Annotated in this window: 20 protein-coding genes and 1 pseudogene; 17 read left to right on the top strand and 4 right to left on the bottom strand. The window is 32.9% G+C overall.

The genetic code is table 11. The features are described 5' to 3' along the window. The first annotated feature begins 53 nt into the window (after positions 1 to 53). The 11 genes and pseudogenes from BUA03_RS03575 to BUA03_RS03530 all read left to right on the top strand — a co-directional run bounded on the left by BUA03_RS03575 (position 54) and on the right by BUA03_RS03530 (position 9,178). Complete coding sequence (locus BUA03_RS03575; protein WP_139255602.1) at positions 54 to 1,898, top strand: cysteine peptidase family C39 domain-containing protein; 1,845 nt, start codon at positions 54 to 56, stop codon at positions 1,896 to 1,898. Beyond that, positions 1,898 to 2,257: a restriction endonuclease subunit S domain-containing protein gene (locus BUA03_RS03570; protein ID WP_066075284.1), complete on the top strand. Its 360-nt coding sequence runs from the start codon at positions 1,898 to 1,900 to the stop codon at positions 2,255 to 2,257. Before BUA03_RS03575 ends, BUA03_RS03570 begins: the two co-directional genes overlap by 1 nt. A gap of 275 nt (positions 2,258 to 2,532) precedes the next feature. Beyond that, positions 2,533 to 3,249, top strand: coding sequence for an imm11 family protein (locus BUA03_RS03565; RefSeq protein ID WP_066075285.1), 717 nt, complete (start codon positions 2,533 to 2,535; stop codon positions 3,247 to 3,249). 141 nt (positions 3,250 to 3,390) lie between these two features. Then, positions 3,391 to 3,483, top strand: a pseudogene (locus BUA03_RS16835) (ribosome recycling factor); the annotation flags it as partial. Between the two features lie 301 nt (positions 3,484 to 3,784). Then, on the top strand, positions 3,785 to 5,425 hold the full coding sequence (locus BUA03_RS03560) for a SprT family zinc-dependent metalloprotease (RefSeq protein WP_066075287.1): 1,641 nt from the start codon (positions 3,785 to 3,787) through the stop codon (positions 5,423 to 5,425). Between the two features lie 4 nt (positions 5,426 to 5,429). Next, positions 5,430 to 5,903 carry a hypothetical protein gene (locus BUA03_RS03555; RefSeq protein ID WP_066075290.1) on the top strand — a complete coding sequence of 158 codons (474 nt, stop codon included), beginning with the start codon at positions 5,430 to 5,432 and terminating at the stop codon, positions 5,901 to 5,903. Between the two features lie 74 nt (positions 5,904 to 5,977). Next, complete coding sequence (locus tag BUA03_RS03550) at positions 5,978 to 6,451, top strand: hypothetical protein (protein WP_066075293.1); 474 nt, start codon at positions 5,978 to 5,980, stop codon at positions 6,449 to 6,451. Positions 6,452 to 6,590: 139 nt separating this feature from the next. Then, positions 6,591 to 6,845 carry a hypothetical protein gene (locus tag BUA03_RS03545; protein WP_066075295.1) on the top strand — a complete coding sequence of 85 codons (255 nt, stop codon included), beginning with the start codon at positions 6,591 to 6,593 and terminating at the stop codon, positions 6,843 to 6,845. Positions 6,846 to 6,941: 96 nt separating this feature from the next. After that, positions 6,942 to 7,310 (top strand): hypothetical protein, encoded by a 369-nt coding sequence (locus BUA03_RS03540; protein WP_066075297.1) that lies wholly within the window; start codon positions 6,942 to 6,944, stop codon positions 7,308 to 7,310. 483 nt (positions 7,311 to 7,793) lie between these two features. Beyond that, complete coding sequence (locus BUA03_RS03535) at positions 7,794 to 8,246, top strand: hypothetical protein (protein WP_066075299.1); 453 nt, start codon at positions 7,794 to 7,796, stop codon at positions 8,244 to 8,246. 494 nt (positions 8,247 to 8,740) lie between these two features. Next, positions 8,741 to 9,178: a hypothetical protein gene (locus tag BUA03_RS03530; protein ID WP_066075301.1), complete on the top strand. Its 438-nt coding sequence runs from the start codon at positions 8,741 to 8,743 to the stop codon at positions 9,176 to 9,178. Between the two features lie 430 nt (positions 9,179 to 9,608). Here BUA03_RS03530 and BUA03_RS03525 read toward each other — a convergent pair whose 3' ends face one another. The 3 genes from BUA03_RS03525 to BUA03_RS03515 form a co-directional block, all read right to left on the bottom strand. Beyond that, complete coding sequence (locus tag BUA03_RS03525; RefSeq protein WP_066075304.1) at positions 9,609 to 9,914, bottom strand: YbjQ family protein; 306 nt, start codon at positions 9,912 to 9,914, stop codon at positions 9,609 to 9,611. Positions 9,915 to 10,107: 193 nt separating this feature from the next. Continuing rightward, positions 10,108 to 10,437, bottom strand: a complete 330-nt coding sequence (locus BUA03_RS03520; protein WP_066075306.1) for a DMT family transporter — start codon at positions 10,435 to 10,437, stop codon at positions 10,108 to 10,110. 1 nt (position 10,438) lies between these two features. Next, entirely contained in the window at positions 10,439 to 12,709 is a 2,271-nt protein-coding gene (locus BUA03_RS03515) for a cation:proton antiporter (RefSeq protein ID WP_066075308.1), read from the bottom strand. A 196-nt stretch (positions 12,710 to 12,905) separates the two neighbouring features. Here BUA03_RS03515 and BUA03_RS03510 point away from each other — a divergent pair, with 196 nt between their 5' ends. Next, positions 12,906 to 15,305, top strand: a complete 2,400-nt coding sequence (locus BUA03_RS03510; RefSeq protein ID WP_072675705.1) for an efflux RND transporter permease subunit — start codon at positions 12,906 to 12,908, stop codon at positions 15,303 to 15,305. A gap of 215 nt (positions 15,306 to 15,520) precedes the next feature. On the opposite strand, the gene BUA03_RS03505 is transcribed toward BUA03_RS03510, so the two are convergent. Continuing rightward, positions 15,521 to 15,979, bottom strand: coding sequence for an RNA methyltransferase (locus BUA03_RS03505; RefSeq protein ID WP_066075311.1), 459 nt, complete (start codon positions 15,977 to 15,979; stop codon positions 15,521 to 15,523). Between the two features lie 492 nt (positions 15,980 to 16,471). Between BUA03_RS03505 and BUA03_RS03500 the strand changes: the two genes are divergently transcribed. The 5 genes from BUA03_RS03500 to rpoN all read left to right on the top strand — a co-directional run bounded on the left by BUA03_RS03500 (position 16,472) and on the right by rpoN (position 23,183). After that, the gene (locus BUA03_RS03500; RefSeq protein ID WP_066075313.1) at positions 16,472 to 17,782 is read left to right on the top strand and encodes a DUF2254 domain-containing protein; all 1,311 of its coding nucleotides are present in this window, start codon (positions 16,472 to 16,474) and stop codon (positions 17,780 to 17,782) included. A gap of 319 nt (positions 17,783 to 18,101) precedes the next feature. Then, positions 18,102 to 19,172: a mechanosensitive ion channel family protein gene (locus tag BUA03_RS03495; protein WP_066075315.1), complete on the top strand. Its 1,071-nt coding sequence runs from the start codon at positions 18,102 to 18,104 to the stop codon at positions 19,170 to 19,172. Positions 19,173 to 19,195: 23 nt separating this feature from the next. Then, positions 19,196 to 19,411, top strand: a complete 216-nt coding sequence (locus BUA03_RS16445; protein ID WP_139255601.1) for a hypothetical protein — start codon at positions 19,196 to 19,198, stop codon at positions 19,409 to 19,411. A gap of 789 nt (positions 19,412 to 20,200) precedes the next feature. Beyond that, entirely contained in the window at positions 20,201 to 21,637 is a 1,437-nt protein-coding gene (asnS, locus tag BUA03_RS03485) for an asparagine--tRNA ligase (RefSeq protein ID WP_066075319.1), read from the top strand. A gap of 79 nt (positions 21,638 to 21,716) precedes the next feature. Then, a complete protein-coding gene (gene rpoN / locus BUA03_RS03480) occupies positions 21,717 to 23,183 on the top strand; it encodes an RNA polymerase factor sigma-54 (protein WP_066075320.1) in 1,467 nt (488 codons plus the stop codon). The last annotated feature ends 146 nt before the right edge of the window (positions 23,184 to 23,329 follow it).

Below are 23,329 nucleotides of genomic sequence, written 5' to 3'. Positions count from 1 at the left end.
AACAAACACGATACAAAAGGCAGACATTATTTGCTGTAATTATGGTATTTGTCTTGTCAATTTTTCAATCGTGTAGTCCCGAAGAGGTGGTGCTACAAAATGAATCTCTAACCAAATCGAGAGATTATAGTTTCAAAAAAATAAATTTTTTAGAATTAAAAAAAATAAACAATCAAGCATTTATTGAATCAGCAAAACTCAAAAATGTTGTAGCGAGTGATAAAAATAAAACATCAAACTCAACATTTAATTACGATATAGATCTACAAAATATTCAATATGTAAAAAGAGCAAATGATGACGAAACATTCTCTTTTCGTATATTTCAAGTTCCAACAGCTACTTTTCAACAAAATATTATTGTTGAATTTAAAAAAAATGAAGAACCTCAAAGTTATTTAGTGACCTACTATTTAAATAAACAGGTAAACCAAATTAACAATAGTAATGATTTTATTCGTGCCATAAAAAGTACATCAACTGTAAAAATAGAAAATCAGTTAAAAACCCACAGAACAACTAGTGGTGGTTGTTTACAGGTAGGATATTATGAAGAGGTTGATGCCTGCGAAGGTAACCTTGATACCAGTCCGCGTTGTTATAACAGTGATGGGACAAGAGCTACAATTAATGTTTTCAAAGTAATAGATAGTGCTTGTTCTACAGGTGGTGGCCCTACAGATTTTATTCCACTAGCCTCACAATGGGATTTCTCTAATACCTCTAGTAGTAATCCTTATTCTGAATATACAGGTACTACTACTGGCGGAAGCACTGCAGGTGGAGAAACTACTGATTTAAATATTTTTTTACCAAATTATTTTGAAGGTAGCGATTTGAGTGATCCCGCTGTACAAAACATGTTACAAATTAATCAATTCATTACTACTTTATACAATTCGAGTAATGAAATCAAGGGAGTTATTGACAATACAGAGTGGCTAATGGCTTACACCAATTATTGGATTGGCACAAATGGAGGCTTAACCTCATCGAATCAAATTGCGCTAACGTATGCTTTTAATAATATCCCAACAATATTTAATCAATATTACAACAATGACTATACACCTAGTCAAGTTGCAAATTTTAAGTTTAGTGTATTTCAATTTTTACTCTATCATGGTGAATGGTTGTCAAATCTAGACCCCCAAATTCAAATAAGCATTTTAGAAACCATTACTAGTTTTGAACAAATTGAATTTGTTAATGGAACAATAAATTTTATGATTGAAAATCCTAGTGCAACTTGGGAGAATATATTTCACAATAGAACAGCCTTAGACAGAAATAGTGCTGAAGATCTCGATAACAATCAAGAAGGAGGTAATGACACCAGTGTGTACAGTGATTTTAATCCACAACAAACTTGGACAACTATTAATAGAGTCATACGCACAAGTCAATTTGTTGGATGGGGTACTCCCGGGATTAAAAGAAATTGTATGGATTATGCAAAAGCACAAATTGCTAAAAATGGTTACCAAATATCAAATTATGGGTCAGCAGACCAAACATTGCAAATTTACGATGAACAAAACGGAGTTAATAACACCAATTTAAAAAAAGGTCTAAGTTATCTAAAATATGCTTTAAGTAATAATATACCAGTCATTGTTGGGATTGATGACAATCCAGGGCACCCTGGCAATCCTGATAAATCAACGGATCATTTCGTAGTGCTAGTAGGAATGGGTAGTAATAGCAACGGTAATTATTTTCAATTTTATGATAACGCTTCAGGCACAACTAGTCAAGGAACCAGTTCCTTGAACCTATTATATTATAATCCTCAAACGGGTAAAATTAGTGGGAAATCGCAATGTGTTGAATACGTTAATTCTGTAGCACATGATTACATAATAACTCAAATTAGAAAAAGTAAACCTAAACCGTAATGAAAAAAATATTTTTAATCATAATTATTTTGTTTTTCAATAGCTGTAATGCTCAAAATAAGCGAATAAGCGAAAAAAGAACAATTAATGTTGTCTTAAACAGTATTGGGAAAACAAACAAAGACAAAAATTTAATTGCCGCAATGACCGGGATTAATAAAAGTAATTTAACAACCAATTTATATTATTATGACAATTCAAAAAATATTATTGGGTTGCTCATAAATGATGAAGTTTTTAATTACGACTATTTTAACTCCAAAATATATTATAATATAGAGAATAAAAGAGTTAAGCTCTATTTAGATGTTTATAAAAATAAATCCAAAGAAGTTTTGATTATCCGCAAAATTAAATAAACCCATTCAACTGGCGCGACCGCAATGTCATTAAGTTAAGGAATAAACCCCATGATTTTGTCATTCCGACGAAGGAGGAATCTAAACAAACGCGCGCAACAAACAGAGATTCCTCCTTCGTCGGAATGACAAATAAACTCTTAACCTAATGACATTGGGCGCGAGCGTGCAACTCCTAATGAATGTTATGACTTTCTTGTAGATTTATTACAAGATGTAAGAACTGCTATACAAAATAATCCTAATACCCCTATAAATCAATTAGATTTTTAATTATGAAATATTATTATATCAGAAACTCATTAAACAAAAAAGTAATTGGTCATTATCCTCAAGTAAAGGAAGTAAAATATAACTGTCATGTATGGAATGATCCCCTTTTTATTGACCGATTTCATTTTGTAAAAATAACTGTACAACCAATTGTGGCTAATGCTATTATATATGCTAAAGCAAAATTAACTGATTTAATCGATAGTTCAAGTATGAGATTTACATCAAAATTGCTAATTAGTGATAAGTTAAAATCAATATTAGAAAGTAAACGAGCAACTGGAATGCAATTTTTTAAAAGTTCAGTCTTCAGAGACGGTAATGAATTTGAGAAATTTTGGGTATTGCACACCTACGAATTCAATATGGAATACATTAACTTCTCTAAGAGTAAAATTATTGTAAGAATAAAAAAAAAGCAGGGAGGTACAGAACTGAAAATAGTTGAAGTTAGTTCAATGGAAGAATTTTTAAAGCTAACTGAATTCCATAAACAAAAAATGGAAATAGTTTCAATAGAAAATATTTGTTTAAATTCAGATGTAAAGGAAGATTTTTTCTTTATAAAAACTGCTGGACAATACATAGTATCTGAAAAACTAAAAGAAGAAATTGAAGAGGTCGGTTGTACTGGTATAGAGTTTCAACCAATAGAATTAAGTTTTAATGAGTGGACTTCACTTGGAGGCGAAAGAGAAAAGATTTATGGGAAAACATAACCATTCGCCCCGCTGAAATAAGCATCGCAATGGTGATCCTTGCTGCGAACTACTATAGTTTTAGTTGCTGTCGCTATTTAAAGTTTTTTTAAATCAAATGTCATTTAGATTGTGTGCAAGAGATGTATGCTTGCTACAACTGCCGAAGATGAAGTGCAAAATCTAACCAATACATTTATCCGTAAAATAGATGAACTCTTGGTAGTAAAAGAAGCTGAAATTATGAAGGTGTAAAATCATCTTAACTTATATTTGAAACCCGTCCCGTTATTGTAACAGGGCGGGTTTTTTGTTTTTGTGTAAATATCACTAAAAGTGGGTATTGTAACTTATAAAATAAATCCTATTTTTATTAAAACATTAATTAACCAAAAAAAATGAAAACAAACAAACAAACAAACAAACAAACAAACAACTGAAAAACTATTCATGTAGGTCAGTTCTTCTTGGCTTAGTTTTAATTTTACTTAGTTGTAGTGAAGATTTATATGAGGAAAATATTGATGCTTCAAATGGCAAAGCAACTATCACTGAAATGAAATTTGAAGAACTTTTGGTAAAAGATTCTAAATTTAAAGACTTAGTTGAAAAAGTAGGTGGAAATTTGATTACAAAAAAAAATGCATTCAAAAAACAAAACGATTTTATCATCACTAACGACAATGTAAAAAAAATAAAATTAAATAATATTATTTCTTATACAATGGCAATAAAAAGAAATAATGCTACTGATAATTTAAGTTTTGATAATTTAGTTATACAAGAAGAAATTAATACTAATCCAAAAGCATACATTTTAAAATATACACCTAATAATATTATATTATCAGAAGATCAATTATTGAATTTTGAAAGTGAAATTCAAATGAATCGTTTAGAAAAAGCGGCTAAATTTAATAATAACAAACCACAGAACCGAACCACAGAATCAGAATGTTTCGTATATGTTGATCAATTATGGTGTTCAGCGCCCTATCAAGGTAGTACACAACATCATTTACCTGGTGCGTCGTGTCAAGTTTCAACCCTCTATTTGAGACCAGTTAAAGTATTAACACCTGATGCATGTGGTAGCACTGGTAGTGGTGGAACAAGTGGCTCAACAGGAAGTGATGGAGGTTTTGGCGATCCCTACGGTACAGGAGGTAGTGGTGGCTACGACAATAGTGATTATCCAACAGACGATACCAATACTGAAAATTACCAACAATATATTACAACTCCTGTATTAAATGCTGAAAATAGTTTCGACATAAAAAATACAGGTATTTTCTACAACACTCTTTCATTACAACAGCAACAATGGGCTATTGACAACCCTAATTCATACAATCAAATCATCCAATATCAAATAGACAATGAATGGAGCGATGAAAGTAAAGAATTTGCCCTACAGATAATAACACCATTACGTGGTGACTCTTCATTAAAAATTGATCTAGAATCTTCCTTTAAATCACCATTTAATATTGACAAATCATCAATAAAAGATGTCGCCGAAGCCGATAAAAAGTTTAATAAGTTATATGATGCATTAAAAACTTCTCCCGAATTTAAAAAACTGTTTTTAGATATTTTCCACGATAGTAAACGATTTAATGTTAAATTTGAAATAGCCGATCGAGTATATGAAGATAATAATTCTAGTAAACCAGAAGTTAACGCCACTACAAGTGAAGATCCAATTACAAAAAATTTGACAATAAAAATTAGTAAACAAATATTAATTTCAGGAACAACAAGATCCCAAACCAATATTGAAAATACAAAAACAATATTACATGAGTGCATTCATGCTTACCTTTTTTCAAAAGCTGCTAATCCTACTGTGGGGGCTACCTTTGTTGAAACTTTAAATAATAAATATCCTTCTGCTGATGAACAACACAATTTCATGTATGATAAAATGATACCTACTATGCAAAAAGTTCTTGGCGAAGTTAGAGATTTAGTAACTACTAAAACAAAAAGAGACATTCTAGAAGGATATACAATGTATCCTACAACAAATCCATTGACTTCTATTCTATTTAATTGGAGTGCTTATTTTCGTTATTTAAGTTTAAGCGGATTAGATGAAGCTAACTGTTTTAAAGAGGATTTTCCCAAAGACAGTGATGCACGTTCGCTCTTAAATCAATATATAACCGCAGGAAACTTAGAATTAGACAGATAAAAATATGAAAAATTTATACCTAATCCTATTATTTGTCACAGGTAATATTTATTGTCAGAACATTTCCGATATCAAAAACTTGGATACTATTTTTGTATACTTCAAAGAAAATTCCTTACAAGTTAAGACAGTTCTGCCCGCAAATAACAAAGGTTTTCGAAGATGGTATATTATCAAATTCGAAGAAAAAAATACGCTTGAATATTTACAATTTTGGGTAAGTGATTATCCCTCTTCTGAAAGAAGAGAGATGGGCATTAAATCAGATTATAGATTGGTTAAAAAATCTTACTTAAGGAGAAATAAAAAAAAGACTATCTCAGTGGATTTCTTTAAAAAATATGGTGTATTCAATAGCACTTACGAAGCTTTTAGAGAATGTAAAGTAATTTACATAATTGACAAGTCGGAGGCAAAAAATAGACGAATCCCCATTTATGAAGTATCAATATCAAGTTCATTTATCATGGGAGAGTAAAAATAGTGCTATTTGTTGCTAAAGCAAAACATTGACTGCAGAAAAAACTTGCTCATAAACCAAATCATCATATCATGAGACTTTACTTATTGCAATTGCTACTCTTTTCTATAAATGTGTTTAGCCAAAACTATAATTCTCTCATAGAGTCTGACACTATTTATATTGAATTCAAAGGAAAAAATAACGAAAAAAAATACTCTATTGATACTAGAATTCAACCAAATAATTTTGATGAGAGGGCTTACAATTTTGTTTTACCCGGAAAGTTCAGGCTTTACTTTCAACACCCAGAGTTTAAAAATTGGGAAAAAAAGGATGCAAATATTGTTTCTGAGGTGAGGAAAGTCAGTAAATCATTTTTAAGAAAAAATAAAAAACATATCATTGGAATAAATTTTTTAAAAAAACATGAACAGAATGATATTATATGTCAGTTGTTTACACAATTGAAAGTGTTTTATATTATTGATTTTACCGAAAAGAAAAAAGGCAATGTTATGTTATATGAAGTTAATTCGATGAATGTTTGTCCGGTGTCGGAATAATGAAATGCCTTGATGTAAATAGTTTTTCCAATACCCCTGCTGGCGCGAGCGTCCCGTTCGTGATAATTCTTAATGAATAATAGTATTGAGGTTTGTGCTAGTATTTAGCTTTCTTTTGAAGTATGTTGCGATATAAATTGTGTTCACGAGGAAGGCACTCGCGCCAGCAGGAGAAATAGATGTACTTAAGTTAAACACTATGTTAACAGAAAATAGTTATCCCGGCTTATATGATTACTATAGAAGATTTGGCGTAAATAACATGCAACATGAACAAATGGCTGCACACTATAGAGGTATTGTTGTTAATTTGTTAAAAGAATACGACGATACTCTTACTAATGAGCAATATCAGGCAATTGCTTGGATTGGCTTGAAGGGTACGATAGCATGAACACAATTGAGTGATCTTGACAGAAAGAAAACAACTGACTTATATAATACATGGTATCTTAGTGCAAAACAAAATTGTCAATAAAAAATTTAAATCATGAAAAATTTAGTTACACTATTTTTATTGCTCTTATTTGGTCACGTTTTTTCACAAAAAAAACCAAATGATACTATCATTTTTGAATTCAATAATAAATTTGATGCCGTAATCTATAGGACGCATCATGGGATAAAAGAAATATCTGGATTTAATATTCTAATTGGGAAAAGGAAAATCTATTTCAATACAGCTGTTAATTCCAATTTCAAATTAAAAAATAAAACGTTGAAAAATATTAAGAACAATATTCAATTAGAGCAAATAATCATAAGTGATAGTCCTGAAAAACACTACCTCTTCTTAATATTATATAAAAATAGATACTATTACGCTGATTATTTATTAAGAACAGTAGAATGCAATTAATAAAAAGCTCCGAAAAATCCCTTGCTATAAGAAGAGTGAATAAGTTATTGTTTTGAGCTTCGCAAAATCTCATGACTTTACGAATTTGAAAGTCGTTGAAAAACGTAAAAGCAATGAAGGTTTCACGACTTTTCCCTTAGATACCTCTAAAATCTGCTTTGTAATGGCTATAAAACGCTACAAAATAAATGTTTGGTTGTTTTGTAGTGTTTTTTGTTTGACCTATTGTAAGATCTATGTATTGAAAAGTAAATCCTAAGATTTTATAATATGTTTTTAGAAAAAGTAGGAAGACTTTTAGTATGTTTACCTATCAGGAATCGTTTAAATAATTACGAAGTCATGAGACTTTGTAGAACGGGGGGATATAAATTACAATACAGGAATGCCTCCACAACCCACATCAGCATGGGTAGCTACTCCTCAAGCAGAAAGAGTGAGAATTTTAGAAATTTATAAAAACTTTATAAAAAACAATCCGAAATGTCAATAGCACTAAAAAAAATAAAAAGTATATTACTATTATTATTTACTGTTTCATGTTCATCACAAAACGGGGTAGAAAAAAAGGAAATTAATGTTTTTTTTGATTTAAAAGATAAAGCAATAAACAAAATATACGTTAATAGGGATTCAACAGAGGCCCGCTTCAGTATTTATGTCGAAAAATACCAAACAAAAGTAGCAAGAGATAAAGCAACGAATGATTATTATAATGACCCACGAGAACGTAATAGTGCGGGAATACCCAGTTTTTCTGGAAGCTTTATTAGTTTTAATAAACCAATGAAAATAAATTCATTAGAAGGTATTGATATTTTGACCTTGAAACAATTTCGAGATAAATTATTTCCTCAAGGCTATCCTATGTATTTTATATACAAGTCCGAGGAAGGATGCTATTTAAAATGGGAAGTAATTCATATAACCTATTAATTTTACTTGAACGTTATTAACACATAAACTTATGCTATCCTAAGAATAAAGACATTATTGTACCGTCTTAGCGATATCTCATTACTTTACGAATTTAAAAGTTCTTGAAAAATGTTAATGCAATGAAGGTTTCACGACTTTTCCCTTAGATACCTTTAAAAAATCTGATTTGTAATGGCTATAAAACGCTACAAAATAAATGTTTGGTTGTTTTGTAGTGTTTTTTGTTTGACCTATTGTAAGATCTATGTATTGAAAAGTAAATCCTAAGATTTTATAATATGTTTTTAGAAAAAGTAGGGAGACTTTTAGTATGTTTACTTATCAGGAATCGTTTAAATAATTACGAAGTCATGAGACTTTGTAGAACGGGAGGATATAAATTACAATACAGGAATGCCTCCACAACCCACATCAGCATGCGTAGCTACTCCTCAAGCAGAAAGAGTGAGAATTTTAAAAATTTATTTTGATTTTATAGAAAACAACACACCATGTCAGTAAAAACAGCCCTTCTATTATTAAGCTTCTGCTGCATTTCTTTTGCACAAAAATCAAATCAACAGAAAATAACGATTTTTTTAGATATTAATGATAAAGCCTTAAAAGAATATTATATTGATAAAGACACCACTACTGCCTTTTTTAATATACATATAATAGAATATCAAACAAAGAAATCCAGAGATAAAGCTATGAATGAACATTATAAAAATCTCATTGAGGAAAACAGTGCTGGTTTGCCACGTTTTTCGATTGGTTTTTATGTTTTTGATATAAAACCAGAGAAATTAAAATCCTTAGATTGTATTGACTACATTATGGTTAAACAATTTAGAGAAAATAACTACAAAACAACTTCTCCAACATATATAATTCATAAATTAAAGGATGGTACATATTTAAAATGGGAAACGAACACATTGAACTAAAAATACATTATTCACTTTCAATGATTTGGTACTAACTATTATAAGCTTAAAAATTCTCTCTAATGCTGGTACTAGCGTCCCGCTCGTGATACTTTTTATGAATTAATATAATTTTACTTTATGTTAGTGTAAAAAAAATAAAGTTTCTTTAGTTATAGATTGTCCGCAAGATCTGTGAACTAACACCAGCTGTTAAAGAAGCCGAAATCATGAAGGTGTAATTCCAGTTCAACTTATATTTAAAACCCGTTCTGTTATTGTAACAGGACGGGTTTTTTATGATTTCATGAGATTTTGAATAGAACTATTTCTGGGCTTGAGCAATACTCTTAAGCCAACTATGACCAACCGATACATTAAATATACCATCTGATGTTAAGTAGCTCCGTGTACTTAGTAACCAAACAGTAAACAGTATCTTTTATACTACTTACCGTTTTACTATACTCACTGCAGTTCCAGTAATGATTACTGCTATTAGCCCTTCACCGCTTTTTAGTTCCACATCTACTTGAATTCCTACCACAGCATTAGCATTCATTTTCTCGGCATTAACTTTTAAATTAGCAAATGCTTGATCTTTTACATCAGCTATACTTTCGCTAATTTCTGCATAGTATTTTTGCATATTAAAAGTCAAACCCATTTTTTGCATGTTTACAGCAGTTCCGGAAACTATTCCGTTGTACTCAAGTATTCTATAATCTTCTACAGAGTTGGTTGTTGTTAAAATCATATTTGTAAAGTTTGAAATTGTTTATTGGTAATAAGACCGTGTTTTACGAATCTTTTCACATAGTTTCGTGCCGTTAATCAGTGCTAAAATAAAATACTAATACATAAATTGAAGCACCTCAATAAAGTGACTGCGGTTCAAAAAAGCAGGTAATAAACAACAAATGACTTCCTAGTATTGTTAGCGAATCCAATTAATGACTGGACACAAATTTCAATCCAATAATAGAACTAATCAATGTGGTAATAAAAAACAGTCGCCAGAAATCAGCGGGTTCTTTGAATATGAAAATTCCAACTAATACGGTTCCCACAGCTCCAATACCCGTCCAAACTGCATAAGCGGTTCCAATAGGCAAGGTTTGCGTCGCTTTGTAAAGCAAGACCATACTAATTGTCAAACAAACCAAAAATCCGCCCAACCATAAGGTTGCTGTCATTCCGGTGCTTTCTTTGGCTTTGCCCAAACAAGTAGCAAAACCGACTTCGAAAAGGCCTCCGATAATTAATAAAATCCAGTTCATGTTATTGTTTCAAAATTAATACTGAAGGAACATCGCTGAGCCAAATACTTCTGGAATCAACTAACTGTTTCCAACTTTCAAGACTAATTAACATTAAATCCTGTTGGTCTAAAAATTCCTTTTTAATAGTTTTATCCGTTATCAAACTAATGTTATTTGGATATTTTTGTTCCAATGAATCAATAGCACTCTTGATTACAAAATTAGTTGTGAGATGTCCATTCACATCCAAAATAACAATTTTAGAATTGTTATTGTATACTAATTTTTGAATATAATCGATCACGAACGAATCCTCTGGACTAAATATTGGAATAAAAACATGATTTACTTGCTGTAAATCTTTATCAATTAAAATACCAATAGGCATCTTCGTTTTAGAAATAATTTGTCTGGTTCTTTCATCAAAAGGGGAATTTTCAAACAAGCCTTCTTTCCCTGTAAACTTATCAATTAAACGATCTGGATTGATAATTCGGGTAGTAAACCCAATTACTTTACCCAGGATCGTACCTTCAAAAATAGATTTTCCCAAACCTATCAATAATAAATCATAATCTCCTTGATTGGCTACGTCAGCAATTTCGGTTTCAATATCCATCGTTGCCTTGAAGATGGTCGTGATATCTTGTTTCAGCAGTTGCGACTCTTCCACAATTGGATAAAAACTATTTTTCTCTTTATCATCCATATTAAAAGTGTGCATCTCATCACTCAAAGACAAATGCATTACCGTAATACTGGAGCTATTTTTTTGCTTTTTAATTAGACTGTTGGCCAAGCGCAACAACGATTTCCCTTTTTCATTGTTTCCAAACGAGATTAAAACGCGGTATTTATTATGGTTTGTTGGCTCCAGAATTTCAACACCATCTTTTGTTTTAAAGATATAATTGATTAAGTCTAAAGCTGGTCCAGTCATAAAAGTAGTAACCAAAGCCATAATTACCATCATAGTAAACACTTCGGGCGTTAAGACTTTAAGCTCTAATCCAATGTTTAGTACAATCAATTCCATCAAACCTCGGGTATTCATCAAAGCGCCAATTGTCAAACTATCGCGCCAACTTTGCCCCACAAATTTAGCTGCCAAAGCACTTCCCAAAAACTTCCCTACTACAGCGACCAGTATAATAAAACCCGTAACTTTCCATAAATACGGATCATTTATAAGTCCAATCTCCGTTTTTAAACCCGTGAATACAAAAAATAAAGGAAGTAAAAGTATCAACGCCACATCCTCTACTTTTTCTATGAAGATGGTTCTGAATTTTGGAACATCTGGCATAATCGCTCCCGCCATAAAAGCACCAAATAAGGCATGAATGCCAATCACCTCAGTGGCATAAGACGAAATGATTAAAACGAGAAAAAAGATAGCTACAACTGGTTTAATTATGGTGTCTTTTGAACCATACAAATCTCCAATTCTTTTTAAAAATGGCTTTACAATGTAAATCATAGCAAGCACATAAATGACGGCCAGCAGGATAATATACAACGAACTAACAAACGTTCCCGCTTTTACAATGGCAATAACCACGGCTAAAATACACCAAGCCGTAATATCATCTGCCGCGGCACACGTAATAACAATAGCTCCTAATTTCGTTTTGTGAATCCCCCGTTCTTGTACAATTCTGGCCAATACCGGAAAAGCAGTGATACTCAAAGCAATTCCCATAAATAAACTGAAAGACAAAAACTTTACCCCTTCCGGAGCAAATCGATTGTATACAAAATAGGCTAATCCAATCCCTAGCGCAAAAGGAATAACAATACTAGCATGACTGATTACCACCGCTTCATTTGCTTTGTTCTTCAGCACTTTTAAATCGAGTTCCATTCCGATGACGAACATAAATAAAATCAACCCAATCTGACTTAAAAACTTCAGATTACCCAATGATTCAACTGGAAATAAGGCTGCAGAAAATTCTGGAAAATACATCCCCAATAACGAGGGTCCAAGAACAATTCCGGCAATAATTTCCCCAATTACTGAGGGCTGTCCAATTTTCTTGAAGATCCAGCCAAAGACACGCGCAACAAGAATAATAGTTATAATTTGGGCCAGTTGAATAGCCAAAGGATCCTGAAAATTATACTGCATCGAACTCAGAAAATCTCCCCAAGAACCATTTCCGCTCTCCGGCGTCTCTATTGTTTTGGCTACTTCTAAATGTTTTCCTTTGGTTATAATCCAATACATTAAAGCTGTGAAACCGCCTGTTATAACCAAATAAAAAATGGTGTTTTTATAATTCTTCATATCCTATTTTAGGTGATTATCCTCAACTATAGTAACTGAAGACGCAGAATCAAATGTATCATTTATATTTTAATTTTTTTCTAATTACAAATAAAATAAAAATCAAACCGCCAGACCAAAAACCAACAAAATTAGTACACTAAAACCAATGATTTATAGCGGTTTTAACTACCTTTGCAGCCTTTATATAGCAAATATGAACAAGTGGTTTAGTTTGGGATTTTGGGAATTAATAGCTCGAATTGTCCTTAGAAATAGAATTTTAATGTTATCCATTATTGTTGTGATAACAGCGCTATTAGCCTTACAGTGGAAAAATATTCAGTTTTCATTCACCGAAGCTAATTTATTACCTGATGACAATAGTGTCAACATGGAGTACAATGCCTTTCTAAATAAATTTGGAGAAGAAGGAAACTTGATTGTTGTTGGGGTAAAAGACGATACTTTTTTTTCACCCAAAGCCTTTGCTGCTTGGAACAAATTAATGACTGCTATAAAAGCGCAAAAGGAAGTCGATTTAGTCGTGTCTATCAATGATTTAAAACAGCTCAAGAAAAATGACTCTTTGCAGACTTTTGAACTTATCCCTTTTGTAGATATAAATAAAACTAACAGTCAGGAATATATAAATAGCATTAAAAAAGATTTGTTCCAAAACATGCCTTTTTATGAAGGGTTACTTTTTAATAAAAAAAGCGGGAGCATTCGTTCCGCAATCTATTTAGACAAACAAATTGTCAATACAGCAGGCCGAAAAGAATATATTGTAAATGATTTTATTCCAAAGATCAATGCTTTCGAAAAAGAAACTGGGATAGACTTGCGTGTTTCTGGAATGCCTTACATCCGTACGTTGAATGCCATGAGCATTTTAAACGAAATTAGTTTATTTATTGGCGCTTCGCTATTGCTCACCTCGTTGATATTTTTCTTCTTTTTCCGTTCATTTAGAGCTACTATAATCGCTATTTTAATTGTGATTATTGGGGTGATGTGGACTTTTGGATTATTAGGATTGTTCAATTATCACATCACAGTACTTACAGCACTAGTGCCAACGCTGGTTATCGTAATTGGAATCCCCAACTGTATTTTCTTGACTAATAAATACCAGCAAGAATACAGCGCACACAGGAATAAAGCAAAAGCATTACAGCGTGTCATTACCAAAGTAGGGACCGCCACTTTGATGACCAATTTAACCACAGCAGCTGGATTTGCCACTTTTATTATTACCAGTAGTCAACTTTTGAAGGAATTTGGAATTATATCTTCACTGAGCATTGTATCGCTATTTTTCTTATGCTTGATTGTAATTCCTATTTATTACAGTTATCAACCCGTTCCCAAACAAAAGCATTTAGAACACCTCAACCGCAATTATACCCGCGTATTTATTAATTGGATTGAAAAAACAGTAAAACACAACAGACGTTATGTTTATAGCATTGCCTTGATTGTATTTTTAGTAAGCATTATAGGTGCTCTTAAAATTAAAACATCTGGAAGTTTGATTGAAGACATGCCTAAAAATACCAGTTTTTACAAAGATATTTTATTTTTCGAAAAAGAATTTGAAGGAATCATGCCTCTTGAAATTACGGTGGACACCAAAAGAAAAAAAGGGGTTATGAAACTGTCTACTTTGAGTAAAATGGACGAATTGCAACAAACCATAGAAGAAATTCCAGAACTTTCTAAACCTATTTCAATATTAAATTTAGTTAAATATTCTAAACAAGCCTACTACAACGGCAATCCTGAATATTATGATTTGCCTAGCTCGCAAGAGCAAGGTTTTATTTTGGGCTATGCTAAAAATGCCACTAAAAACACTAAGGATAACTTAATGAAGAGCTATGTAGACAGCACGGGACAAGTCGCTAGAATTACCACATTTATGAGAGATATTGGTACGGGAAACATGGCTAAAATTGAAGATAAGCTTTGGACCAAAGCCAATGAAGTTTTCCCGAAAGACCGCTACAATGTGGTCATGACCGGAAAGGCACTGGTATTTGAAAAAGGAACGCAGTATTTATTAGACAACTTAGTCAGCTCCTTACTGTTTGCGGTATTCTTGATTTCGTTATTAATGGTTTTTATGTTTCGTTCTTTCAAAATGGTAGTGGTGTCCTTGATTCCAAATTTACTGCCGCTCGTAATCACCGCTGGATTGATGGGTTTTTTCGGAATTCCATTAAAACCTTCCACTATTTTAGTATTCAGTATCGCATTTGGATTATCGGTAGATGACACCATTCACTTTTTGGCTCAATACCGTCAAGAATTAAAACACAACAATTGGAAAATTAAAAAATCCGTTTTTGCTACAATAAAAGAATCTGGTATCAGCATGTTTTACACCTCAGTGGTATTATTTGTTGGCTTCTCCGTGTTTCTATTATCTGATTTTGGTGGAACTGTCGCTTTAGGAGGGTTGATTGCCATTACACTTGCTTTTGGAATGTTGTCTAACTTGATGTTATTACCTTGTTTGGTTCTAACACTCAACAAATCATTGACTAACAAGCAAGAATTCATCGAACCAAAAATCGATATTTTAAACAATCCAAATGAAGTCGACGACTAACAGAATAAATAAGCAATCAAAATAATCTATACCTTATATCCCGTCTTTTTTTTAGGCGGGATTTTTTTGTCTTCCTTTGTGATAGTCAAACAATTTTTTTGTTTTATACATCATCATAAAAAAAAGGATTGAACTATGGATTGATTTTCAAGATCATTTCTTGCTTATGAAATCGTGATAAAAAACAATAAAATAAGATAAATTATGACTTTCCTTTATGATCTGGGCTTGTTAAGACCTCTATCATACAGCACAATACTTCCTGCAACCGATACATTTAAGCTTTTTTCGGATTTGAATTTTACTAAATAATGACATTTTTCAATGGCTTTTTTGGTAAGACCATTATCCTCCGCACCTAATAAATAAACGCAACGTCTTGGATGTTCAAAAGTTTCCAGATCAGTGGCATTTTCATCCAATTCAACACCCACCAAGCGAGCGCCTTTGGGCAGGTTTTTATAGAAATCTTCAAACGACTCATAATGAAAATAAGGTATTGAATCTACGGCATTGTGCGTGTCACATGCTTGCTTAGCATAGCGATTTCCAATAGTAAAAATATAACTCGCTCCTAAATTTTGCGCAGTACGCCATAAAACACCTAAGTTCTCAGGAGTTTTACCATTTTGAATTCCGATTCCAAAATATTCTTTTATAAAATTGTCGTTCATAGTGCAAAAATACAAAGTGTTGTGCAGTTTTTTAAGTTTTAAATTTTTATAAAATTCATTTTGTACTTTGATAAAGAACCCTAAAAAAATTTACAGCTGTATCTAAGTTTGTTAAAAGCTGTTGACTTCAAGAATTTGCACTTTAGTTTTATAAATATTTTTACATCTAAATGCATACGATCTATAATACAAAATCAGTCAACTATTTTGACCCGTTGACAACTTTAAATTTTACATTTGTTCAAAACCCATTAACAAAACCCATTTTTATTATCCGAAAAATCGACTACATTTACTAAATCGAGAAGCTGATTTAGAAGCATTAATTTAAAAATCGCAAGGTGTTCTAAATTAAAACCAAAGGAAATATTACAGTGACGATTTTTTTGTAAATTAACAATCTCATAGTCAAAAATGAGGAATCATGTTACGATGGTGTACCACATAATTCTTCTAACAACGGTTCTTGAGGCATAACATTTATATTTAGATATGAAAAAAATTCTATTCTTTTGGAATGAACTAAAATCTTCCTTTTGGTTTATCCCTATAGTAATCATTATCATCTCGGTGCCCATAGCCATAGGCTTTGTTTACTTGGACGGAACGATAACTATACCATATGATGGTCTGCAACGATTCTTTTTTGTAAGTAGTGCAGATTCGGCCCGAAGTATATTATCAACTATCTCAGGTGCCATGATTGGTGTTGCCGGTACTGTGTTTTCAGTAACTCTGGTGGCATTAACCTTAGCCTCTTCCCAATTTGGCCCAAGATTAATTAAGAACTTTATGGCCGTAAGACTCAATCAAGTGGTGTTGGGTACCTACGTGTCTACTTATCTTTTTTGTTTACTAGTATTAAATGCCATTAAAGAAACCGATAGATTTAATTTTATTCCGGCAATTTCAATTCTTATGGCAATAATTTTAGCCGTAGTGAACATCATCTTGTTAATCGTATTTATTCATCAAATAGCCATCAGTATTCAAGCCGATAAAGTTATTTCGGATATTCATACTTTTATTGCATCACATATAAAGAATTTGTTCCCTGAGCAATTAGGGGACGAATTAGATGATGAACACTCTTGTCAACCCAACCATATTAAGTCTCAATATCAAACCATTACTGTTATGAAATCTCTAAAAAGTGGTTACATTCAGTATATCGACAGCGAATCATTGCTTGACCTAATGATTGTTGATGATGCACTGATGGAGTTATACGTCAAACCCGGAGATTATTTAGTAGAAAATATTGAGATAGGAAAAGTATATCACAGCGGTAACATCGACCCAAATTTGCTTTCAAAAGTGCAAGATCAATTTATTATCGGAAGAACAAGAACTTCACAACAAGACTTAGAATTCTCCATCCATCAAATGGTCGAAATCGCAGCAAGAGCATTATCTCCAGGTGTCAATGACCCATATACCGCAATAGCTTGTATTGACAACTTAACAGCTATAATGTCTTCTCTAGCTCAAGTCAAATTCCCCTCAAAATATAGATTTGATACCGAAAAAAACTTAAGAGTAATTGCAGTGACCCTGAATTTTGAAGGAGTTTTGAATGCTGCATTCAACCAAATACGTCAATTTTCAGCAGGAAGTCCCTCCGTTATTATTAGACTAATGGAAGGTCTAATAACCATTAATCACTTTACTAAAAACGAAAGTGCTAAAAACGCTATAAAACGACATGCAAAAATGATTGTAAATGTTGGAAAACAGTCCATAAAAGAACCAAATGATCTTGATGACTTACTGGAAAGATCAAATAAATTAGTGTCGGAATAAATACTAAATTCCTCTTTGCGGGAAGCATATTTAACTTGCTCCAGCTATTTGAACTAATTCCCGTAAGTAAGTTGATATTTTGTGTACAATGAGAAATCACCATTTTACATGGTTTAGCACAGATTACGGTCTTATTGATTGAGGCTTTAAGCCAAAGCTGAGCGTTCTATATAGCTAAACAGTGATTATTATAAGTGAAGTGATTTGTGCACTAACTATAAGCTGAAAACAACCACGCACCCTGAATAAAATCAAGTGGCAGGACTTAAACTAGTTTTTTTTTAAGCAGATTAAATTTATGACATCAAAATATAAGAACATGAAAACTTCAGATCCAAAAGAAGATAAAGAAATAGAAGATATTAAACAAGATGAAAAAGTACAAAGAGCCTTGAGTGAAAACTCTACTGTTATACAAGAGGAAAATACTGTTACATTAAAAAAAGAGGTGCCTTTTATAAGCGTAACAGCAGTTATTTTTGTGATATTCGGCGCTCTTTATTATCTAATAGGTTGGAAACGTTTGCCTATTTCGAGTATTTATATCCCACTAGCGCAAAAAGTTGTACTTGCCGTTATGCTGATTTCTTTGGTGCTGTTGGCGACCCGACTTTTGAAAAAAATATTTGGCAGAAAAATAGAAAATAAAACCACCATTTTTAATTTCAATCGTATTGCTGACTTGCTTGCCGCCTTGTTTATACTCGTAATTATTCTCTCGCTGCTGTTTGCCAATTGGTATGCCGCAATGGTTTCGTTTGGTATTGTAACTCTTATACTTGGATTCGCTTTACAAAATTTGATTGTCAGCTTTTTTGGTTGGTTATACATTCTGGTCCGTAAGCCGTATGAAGTTGGCGACCGCATCCGAATAGGGGCGGTATATGGCGATGTCATCAATGTAAGCTACGTTGATACAACATTATGGGAGTTCAACGGTGATTATTTGTCAAGCGACCATCCTAGTGGGCGCATTATCCGATTTGCCAACTCAAAAGTATTTAGTGAATTTGTCTATAATTACTCATGGCCGCTATTTCCTTTCATCTGGAACGAACTGAGCATATTTATTTCATATGATAGCGATTTTAAATTTACTGAAGATACCATAATACGTGTGGTTACAGAGGAAATTGGTGAAGCCATGGTTAGACGGGTAAAGCGATTTAAAAAAATATTAGCAGACACTCCTGTGGACGAACTCAATGTAACTGAATATCCTTCTGTTGTTTTAAAAGCTAATGCCAACACGTGGATAGAAGTCATCGTGCGATACCTTGTTGAACCAAAAAATTCAGGTAAAGTCAAGAAGCACCTATTTGAAGCCGTAATGAATGAACTTAAGAAAAATCCTGACAAGGTAATTTTTCCAAATACAAATAAGCGATAATAATTTCAAATAGTGCATTTCAAATGAACAAATTTATCTACCTATCAGCACTACTTTTTTATTTTTCAATGGCTGCGCAAATCGAAACCACAAACAAAAATTTCTTAATAGAATTATTAATTGTTGAAAAAAAGACCAAAGACACCTTAATTCGTACTTTTACAGAAATATATTCCGGAAACAATAAGATCAATGTACACTGTTGTAGCGATTTTGATGGAGTAACCTTTTCTATATAAATTCCGCGAGCATTATTAAAAATACCGTTTTTATGAAATTTTATGGACGAGGATGCAAACCTTACACAAAAAAATTGACCATAAAAAGCGATTTAAAAATAACCGTTTTTTTGAAATATGGAAAGACGGAATATAATACTAAAATTGAAGACTTTGAATTAATGTTTAAAAAGTTAAATGTCCAACATTTCACTGCCAAGTGCGGATCAAACAATTAATTATTTTCTATATCCGCAAAATTATTGCTCTGCAAAGTTTTCAACTTTGAGGAGGCGTAAAAAGGTCTCCTCACCTTTTATAATCTCACATGTTAGATTGATCTTTCAAAGCGCTTACACCTAAAATTAGAACAGTTTTTTTCAACCACAATTTGTAATTCTGACAAAGGCAGAATCCTCACATGTTGCTCACTGAACAGAGATTATTCGTTCCTCAGAATGACAAAATAAACACAGAAAAGGTCTAAAATAGAGCTTAAAATAAATCATCATTCTTACCGATAAAAAATCTTTACAATTGTGCACCGAATAGAGATTCTTCGTTCCGCAGAATGACAAAATAAGAGCAAAATATTCTTTTAGCCACTACTTCCTAGCCCCGATAGCAATGAAAATCCTTATTGTTTTTGCTTTCAAAAAACAATAAGATTGTAATGCATAGCGGGAAATAGCTCCAAAAAACAAAAGGACCTTTGGAATGCTTCCTTTCTCGCAATGACAATTACAAACAAATCATTTATATTTGCATTTCGGTTACGAGACAATTTTTAATATCAACTATATACATAAAATGAGACATACAAAAGTTAAAGACTTACTTAACAGTGCCACGACGCTTCATGAAGTAAATGCAAAAGGATGGGTGAGAACTTTTAGAAACAATCAATTTATTGCCTTAAACGATGGCTCGACCATTGATAACATACAATGTGTGGTGGATTTTGAGAATACGCCAGACGAAACTTTGAAAAGAATTACGACTGGAGCAGCCATTTCTGTAACAGGAACTTTGGTGGAAAGTAAAGGTGCAGGTCAAAAATTTGAGATCCAGGTGGCTAAATTAGAAATCCTTGGAGACTCTGATGCAGAGAAATTCCCAATCCAACCCAAGAATAAACCGAGTCTTGATTTCTTGCGTGAAAATGCGCATTTAAGAGTGCGTACCAATATGTTTGGAGCGATTATGAGAGTGCGGTCGGTATTATCGTATGCGGTTCATAGTTATTTTCAAGAGAAAGGTTTTGTGTATGTGAATACGCCAATCATCACCGGATCTGATGCGGAAGGTGCAGGTGAAATGTTTAAAGTTACTGCTTTACCATTTGACGGAACGCCAAGAACCGAAGACGGAAAAGTAGATTATAAGGAAGATTTCTTTGGTAAAGAGACCAACTTGACGGTTTCAGGGCAATTAGAAGGAGAAACTTTTGCGATGGCTTTGGGTCAGATTTATACTTTTGGACCAACTTTTAGAGCGGAAAACTCAAATACTTCGCGCCACCTTGCGGAGTTTTGGATGATTGAGCCAGAGGTTGCGTTTAATGATTTAAATGACAATATGGACTTGGCAGAAGATTTTATTCAATACGTAATCAAATATACATTGGATAAATGTCCAGAAGATTTGAAGTTCCTAGAGACGCGTTTGTTAGACGAAGAAAAATCAAAACCAGTTGCTGAAAGAAGCGAAATGGCTTTACTTGACAAACTAAACTTTGTTTTGGAAAACAATTTCAAACGTGTATCCTACACCGAAGCAATTGATATTTTGAGAGAATGTACGCCTAACAAAAAGAAAAAATTCAACTATATCATTAACGAATGGGGTGCTGATTTACAAAGTGAGCACGAGCGCTATTTGGTAGAAAAACATTTTAAATGTCCGGTAATATTGTTTGATTATCCAGCCAATATCAAAGCATTTTACATGCGTTTGAACGAAGACGGAAAAACGGTTCGCGCCATGGATATTCTTTTCCCAGGAATTGGAGAAATCGTAGGGGGTTCACAAAGAGAGGAACGTTTTGATGTTTTGGTCGAAAAAATGAAAGCCTTAGGAATTGACGAAGAAGAATTATGGTGGTATTTAGACACCAGAAGATTTGGTTCAGCGGTGCACTCTGGTTTTGGACTAGGATTTGAAAGATTGGTACTTTTTGTTACTGGAATGACAAACATACGTGACGTAATTCCGTTCCCGAGAACGCCAATGAATGCGGAATTTTAAAAATTTGTTTTATGTTTAAGGTTTAAAGTTGTTTGAAAGTTCAACCTTAAACCTTAAACCTCAACTTTAAACAATAAAAATGCTAAAGCAATTCTTAAATTTAAAATTATCTCAGAAATTATCTCCACAGCAAATTCAGCTGATGAAGTTAATTCAGTTGCCTACGCAAGCTTTTGAGCAACGTTTACTCGAAGAAATGAACGAAAATCCAGCCTTAGAAACAGGAAAGGAAGAAGATGAATTTGAAAAAGACGAGTTCGAAAACGAGGATTACGATGATTACGATGATGCCGAATCAGAGCGAATTGAAGCCGAAGACATTAACATCGACGAATATTTAAGCAACGACGAAACGCCTGATTATAAAACGCAAGCGAATAATTACAGTGATGATGATGACGATCGCGAAACGCCGTTTGCAGCGCCGGTGAGTTTTCACCAAGACTTAATCAATCAATTGAACACTTTCATCTTAAATGATGAAGAGCGTGACATTGCTGAATTCCTTGTGGGTAGCATTGATGACATGGGTTATATTCGTCGCAGCGTGGCCGATATGGTGGATGATATGGCGTTTACCCAAGGCATTTACACCGATGAAAAGATGGTGCAAAAAATGCTACAAGTCATTCACGAACTAGAACCATCCGGCGTAGGCGCGCAAGATTTACAGGAATGTTTGTTGTTGCAATTGAAACACAAAACACCCACAGAATCTGTGGAATTAGCCACTGATATTATCGAAAATCAGTTTGATGCGTTTACCAAAAAACATTATGATAAGTTAATTCAGAAATACAATGTTTCGAATGAGCAACTTAAAAAAGCCATTCACGAAATAGAGAAATTAAATCCAAAACCAGGTGGTTCTTTCACAGGAAACAACAAGGTAACTGAAAATGTAGTTCCTGATTTTGCCATTAGAATTGTAGATGGCGAACTGGAACTCACCCTAAACGGGCGAAATGCTCCTTCCCTGCACGTTTCTAAAGATTATCAGGAAATGATGCAAACCTACAAGGATTCGCGCGATAAATCATCACAGCAAAAAGATGCTGTACAATTTATCAAGCAAAAATTAGATTCGGCTAAATGGTTTATTGATGCGATTCGCCAGCGTCAAGAAACACTGTTTGTCACCATGAATGCGATTATGCATTATCAGGAAGAGTTTTTCCTAGATGGCGATGAGACGAAGTTGAAACCAATGATCTTGAAGGATATTGCTGATATGGTAGGTCTTGATATTTCGACCATTTCTCGCGTGGCCAACAGTAAATATGTAGAAACACCTTATGGTACTAAATTAATTAAGGAGTTCTTCTCGGAATCTATGAAAAACGATCAAGGTGAAGATGTATCCACACTAGAAATCAAGAAAATTCTTCAGAACACAATTGAAGAAGAAGACAAGAAAAAACCACTGCCAGATGATCAATTAGCTGAAATTCTTAAAGAAAAAGGATATCCAATAGCGAGAAGAACGATCGCAAAATACAGAGAACAACTCGATATTCCCGTAGCGAGAATGAGGAAAAAGATCTAAGATTGTTGATTTGAGATTGCTGATTAACGATTTGAGATTTAGTATTGATAAATGATGATGAACGCTTACTCCGAAACTCATTTCAAATTTGAACCTTACAAAATCAATATCTATTGTTTTTCAGTACATTAAAAAGAAGTTTTTTT

The organism is Flavobacterium fryxellicola, assembly GCF_900143245.1.
Lineage (GTDB): Bacteria > Bacteroidota > Bacteroidia > Flavobacteriales > Flavobacteriaceae > Flavobacterium > Flavobacterium fryxellicola.
This window is presented reverse-complemented; position numbering and strand designations above follow the sequence as displayed.

What these genes read in the sequence shown, in the direction of transcription:
- BUA03_RS03530 (WP_066075301.1), top strand. Translation starts at nt 8,741, where the DNA reads ATGTCAGTAAAAACAGCCCTTCTATTATTAAGCTTCTGCTGCATTTCT.
- BUA03_RS03570 (WP_066075284.1), top strand. Translation starts at nt 1,898, where the DNA reads ATGAAAAAAATATTTTTAATCATAATTATTTTGTTTTTCAATAGCTGT.
- asnS (WP_066075319.1), top strand. Translation starts at nt 20,201, where the DNA reads ATGAGACATACAAAAGTTAAAGACTTACTTAACAGTGCCACGACGCTT.
- BUA03_RS03520 (WP_066075306.1), bottom strand. Translation starts at nt 10,437, where the DNA reads ATGAACTGGATTTTATTAATTATCGGAGGCCTTTTCGAAGTCGGTTTT.
- BUA03_RS03495 (WP_066075315.1), top strand. Translation starts at nt 18,102, where the DNA reads ATGAAAACTTCAGATCCAAAAGAAGATAAAGAAATAGAAGATATTAAA.
- BUA03_RS03505 (WP_066075311.1), bottom strand. Translation starts at nt 15,979, where the DNA reads ATGAACGACAATTTTATAAAAGAATATTTTGGAATCGGAATTCAAAAT.
- BUA03_RS03565 (WP_066075285.1), top strand. Translation starts at nt 2,533, where the DNA reads ATGAAATATTATTATATCAGAAACTCATTAAACAAAAAAGTAATTGGT.
- BUA03_RS03560 (WP_066075287.1), top strand. Translation starts at nt 3,785, where the DNA reads ATGAAATTTGAAGAACTTTTGGTAAAAGATTCTAAATTTAAAGACTTA.
- BUA03_RS03510 (WP_072675705.1), top strand. Translation starts at nt 12,906, where the DNA reads ATGAACAAGTGGTTTAGTTTGGGATTTTGGGAATTAATAGCTCGAATT.
- BUA03_RS16445 (WP_139255601.1), top strand. Translation starts at nt 19,196, where the DNA reads ATGAACAAATTTATCTACCTATCAGCACTACTTTTTTATTTTTCAATG.
- rpoN (WP_066075320.1), top strand. Translation starts at nt 21,717, where the DNA reads ATGCTAAAGCAATTCTTAAATTTAAAATTATCTCAGAAATTATCTCCA.
- BUA03_RS03550 (WP_066075293.1), top strand. Translation starts at nt 5,978, where the DNA reads ATGAGACTTTACTTATTGCAATTGCTACTCTTTTCTATAAATGTGTTT.
- BUA03_RS03500 (WP_066075313.1), top strand. Translation starts at nt 16,472, where the DNA reads ATGAAAAAAATTCTATTCTTTTGGAATGAACTAAAATCTTCCTTTTGG.
- BUA03_RS03525 (WP_066075304.1), bottom strand. Translation starts at nt 9,914, where the DNA reads ATGATTTTAACAACAACCAACTCTGTAGAAGATTATAGAATACTTGAG.
- BUA03_RS03535 (WP_066075299.1), top strand. Translation starts at nt 7,794, where the DNA reads ATGTCAATAGCACTAAAAAAAATAAAAAGTATATTACTATTATTATTT.
- BUA03_RS03515 (WP_066075308.1), bottom strand. Translation starts at nt 12,709, where the DNA reads ATGAAGAATTATAAAAACACCATTTTTTATTTGGTTATAACAGGCGGT.
- BUA03_RS03540 (WP_066075297.1), top strand. Translation starts at nt 6,942, where the DNA reads ATGAAAAATTTAGTTACACTATTTTTATTGCTCTTATTTGGTCACGTT.
- BUA03_RS03555 (WP_066075290.1), top strand. Translation starts at nt 5,430, where the DNA reads ATGAAAAATTTATACCTAATCCTATTATTTGTCACAGGTAATATTTAT.